This is a genomic window from Streptomyces sp. PU-14G, from assembly GCF_041028275.1.
Taxonomy (GTDB): domain Bacteria; phylum Actinomycetota; class Actinomycetes; order Streptomycetales; family Streptomycetaceae; genus Streptomyces.
In genome coordinates this window covers 1-3433 of sequence record NZ_JASKYT010000561.1, presented here as the reverse complement: position 1 = coordinate 3433, position 3433 = coordinate 1, and the positions used below count along the sequence as shown (strand labels likewise).

4 protein-coding genes are annotated in these 3433 nt (G+C 73.5%); all 4 read right to left on the bottom strand.

All coding sequences use genetic code 11. From position 1 onward, the window contains the following. Positions 1-144: transposase (locus AB8Z75_RS33350; RefSeq protein ID WP_369208633.1), on the bottom strand; the 144-nt coding region annotated here is incomplete at its 3' end. A gap of 99 nt (positions 145-243) precedes the next feature. After that, complete coding sequence (locus tag AB8Z75_RS33345) at positions 244-714, bottom strand: N-acetyltransferase family protein (protein ID WP_369208631.1); 471 nt, start codon at positions 712-714, stop codon at positions 244-246. Between the two features lie 265 nt (positions 715-979). Further along, positions 980-1753, bottom strand: a complete 774-nt coding sequence (locus tag AB8Z75_RS33340; RefSeq protein WP_369208629.1) for an AroM family protein — start codon at positions 1751-1753, stop codon at positions 980-982. Between the two features lie 14 nt (positions 1754-1767). Further along, positions 1768-3433: OPT/YSL family transporter (locus AB8Z75_RS33335; protein ID WP_369208627.1), on the bottom strand; the 1666-nt coding region annotated here is incomplete at its 5' end.

The window sequence follows — 3433 nt, the reverse complement described above, 5'->3', positions numbered from 1 at the left end:
GGGCACACCCGTGCGGGCACGGAACAGCACCCCGTTGATCACCCTCCGGTGATCGGCCCACTGCCCACCTGGCCTGCCATTGACCGGCAATAACGGCTCGATCTTCTGCCACTGCGCATCACTCAGCTCATGCCGTCGCACCATGCAGGACACCTGCCCCGCACCACACCGATCCACCACCAAGAGCCATCAGAAACGGCCTAGCGGAGGGAAGCGTCGGCGGCGTCCGCGTCCTCGCGCACGTCAGGCCCCCAGCGTCTTGAGGGCCTCGTCCGTGAGGCGGTATGCGGTCCAGCCGTCCTGTGGGCGGGCGCCGAGCGCCTCGTAGAAGGCGATCGAGGGCGCGTTCCAGTCGAGGACGGACCACTCCAGGCGCTCGTAACCGCGCTCGACACACAGCCGGGCCAGCCGGGTCAGCAGCGCCTTGCCGTGCCCACCGCCGCGCGCGGCCGGGCGGACGTACAGGTCTTCCAGGTGGATGCCGTGCACCCCGCGCCAGGTGGAGAAGTTGAGGAACCACAGCGCGAAGCCCACGGGCTCGCCCTCCTCGTCCTCGGCGAGGTGCGCGTGGACGGCGGGGCGTTCGCCGAAGAGTGCCTCACGCAGCTGCTCCTCACTCGCACGGGCTTCCTCCGGCGCCCGCTCGTACGCGGCGAGTTCGCGGATCATCGCGTGCAGGACGGGAACGTCGGCGGGGCGGGCGGTGCGGATCATGCCCGCAGGGTACCGGCCTGCGAGTCGGCGTCCGCGGGAGCGGCCCGCAGACCGGTACCGGCGCGGTCCGGCCCGCCGCCCGCCGGGCGTTCGGCCCCCGCACACCGCCGTGGCGTTCAGTCCCCGCATGCCGCCGTGGCCTTCAGTCTCCGAGCACCGCCGGGCGTTCAGTCCCGCGCACGGCCGGGCGTTCGGTCCGCACGCCGCCGGGCGTTCAGCCCCCGCACACCGCCGGGCGTTCAGCCCCCGCACACCGCCGGGGCGTTCAGTCCCCGTGCGCCGCCGTCGCGGCCTCCGCCGCCAGCCGCACGGCGAGCGCGCGGGCCAGCAGGACCGGGCGCCCCGCGGCGAGGGCGGCGGCGCGCCGCATCGACTCGGTGTAGCCGATGCAGTCCAGGACGAGCCAGTGGCTGCCCTCTTCCGTCAGGCGTCGCGCCGCCGCGGCGACGGCGTCGTGGGCATCGGCGGCGTACGGATTGGCCGGCTCGGCGCGCAGCGGCCCCGGCAGCAGCTCGGACCAGCGGCGCGCCACGTCGGCGCGCTGTTCGGCGAGCGGGCAGACGATGCCCACCGGGGCGTCACCGACCAGCGCGAGGACTCCGCGCTGGACCAGGGACTCGGCGTAGAGGACGGGATGCGGGCCCCGGTGCGACCCGCCCGCGGGGACGGGCGGCACCGGGGGGAAGTTGCCCGTGCACAGCAGCAGCGTGGCCGCCGCGCCGTCCGCCGCGCAGCGGGCGACGGCGTCCCGCATGCGCGGCGCCAGCGCGTCGTGGCCCAGGACGGCGGAGGTGCCGTCGCGCAGCCGGGAGATCAGCGGGGCCTCGCCGGGGGCCGGGGCCAGGGCGGCCCGGGTGCGCTGCCCCTCCTGGCCGTCGAAGACGTCGTCGTCGAGCGCGCCGTGCTCGCTCACGCGCAGGCCGCCGAGCCAGGGTTCGATGTCACCGGCCAGGTCGGTGCGGGGCGCCTGCCCGATGGTGACCAGGCCCAGGGCTCCCCTGCTGCCGTCCGGCGTCGCCGCTTCGGCTCGCCCGCTCATGCCGTCTCGCATGCTCACACCGCCTTGTAGATCTGGCTGACGTCGTTCAACGAGCTGCCGGCCACGAGTCCGGCACCGACCAGCGCCAGCTCGTTGTCCGCGTCGGCTGACGGGTCCGAGTCGGTCTGCGTCCTGTTGCGGGTCTTCCAGCGGGAGTAGCCGACCCTGACGGCGAGCGCGGCGAGCACGAGCCAGCCCGCCTGCGGGGTGGCCACCAGCAGACCGGTCGCCAGCAGGACGCCCATCTGGCGCGAGGAGCCGCCGAAGAACTGGATCAGTGCGCCGGGGACCGCCCACAGCGCCATCATCGTCAGCGCGTGGGTGTCGGTGAGCCCCGCCTTGATGGTGTCGACGTACACCTGGGCGACCGGCGGCACCCTGCCGTCCTCGAAGAACGGCTTCCAGGCGAGAGCCACGACGAGGATGGCCACCGCGAAGCCGACGAGCTGGGCGACGTACTGCTGCCGCCGCCCCGCCATCTCGTACGGGTGCCAGGGCACCGCGCCCTTGCGCAGCAGCCAGCCGGCCTTGAAGTCGAAGCCGACGTCGGCGAACGCGGGACCTGTCGAGGCGGCGTAGCCGACCAGCAGGGCCAGCGGCACCATCGGGATGCCCAGCACGAGTCCGAGGATCAGGAAGATCAGGGTGACGGCGAAGGCGGGGAACCAGCCCGAGTGCATGGCCGCCAGGCCCACGATGAGCTGGTGCACCAGCGCGGCGACCCCGGCGAGCAGCACCCAGCCCACCAGCCCCACCCCGCTCATGTCGGCGAGCACCCCGCCCATGAAGGCGATGAAGAGGGCGCCGACGAGGAAGAGGGCGAGCCCTTCCAGCAGGCCGCGCCGCAGCCGCCGGGAGTCGACCGTGCGGATCTCGGGGTCGAAGGGGCCCTGGTGGTCCGGCGCCGGACGTGCCGCGCCCGACACGGCCCCCTTCTCGGCCTTCCCGCCCTTCGCTCCCTTCCCGCCCTTGCGGTCGCGCATCATCAGCACCGCCTGCACCAGCGCGACGAGGCCCGCGCCGATCATGACGCCGTGCGGCACATAGTTGGCCGACAGGTCGACGTCGAGCAGTGTCGGCGCGTACTGCGCCACCAGCAGGCCGACGCCGAACATCAGCAGCGCCCAGATGTTCCCCAGGAAGGCGACACCCGCCGCGCTCATCGGGAGCTTGAACAGGGAGCCGACGAAGCCGACGACCGCGCTGAGACCGAGCAGCTTGGCCTTCCGGCCGCCCTCGTCACCCGCCTTGATCGTCTCGGCGGCGGCGATCCCCGCCGGCCACGCCGCGGCGGCGGGCAGCAGCCGCGAGTCGAACACCCGGTAGAGCACCCAGCTGTCCACGGCCAGCCCGATGACCGCGCCGCCCAGCATCGGCCACACCAGTCCCGGCTTGCCCAGCAGGAAGGGCACGGCGATCGGGGTGACCAGCGAGTTCGCGGCAGCGAAGGTGGAGCCGGAGATCGCGGACTGTACGAGGTTCTGCCGCTGCGGGTCGCGCATGCGCGAGAGCGCCGCGAAGGAGATCCGTCCGATCAGCATGGCGATGAGCGCGCCGATGACGGAGGTGTTCGGCGCGATGCCCAGCGTGGTGATCAGGACGAGGCCGATCACGGCTCCGAGGACGGAGAGGAGGACCGTCACCACGAGGGTGACGGGCTCCAGCGCTCTGGGGTGGGTC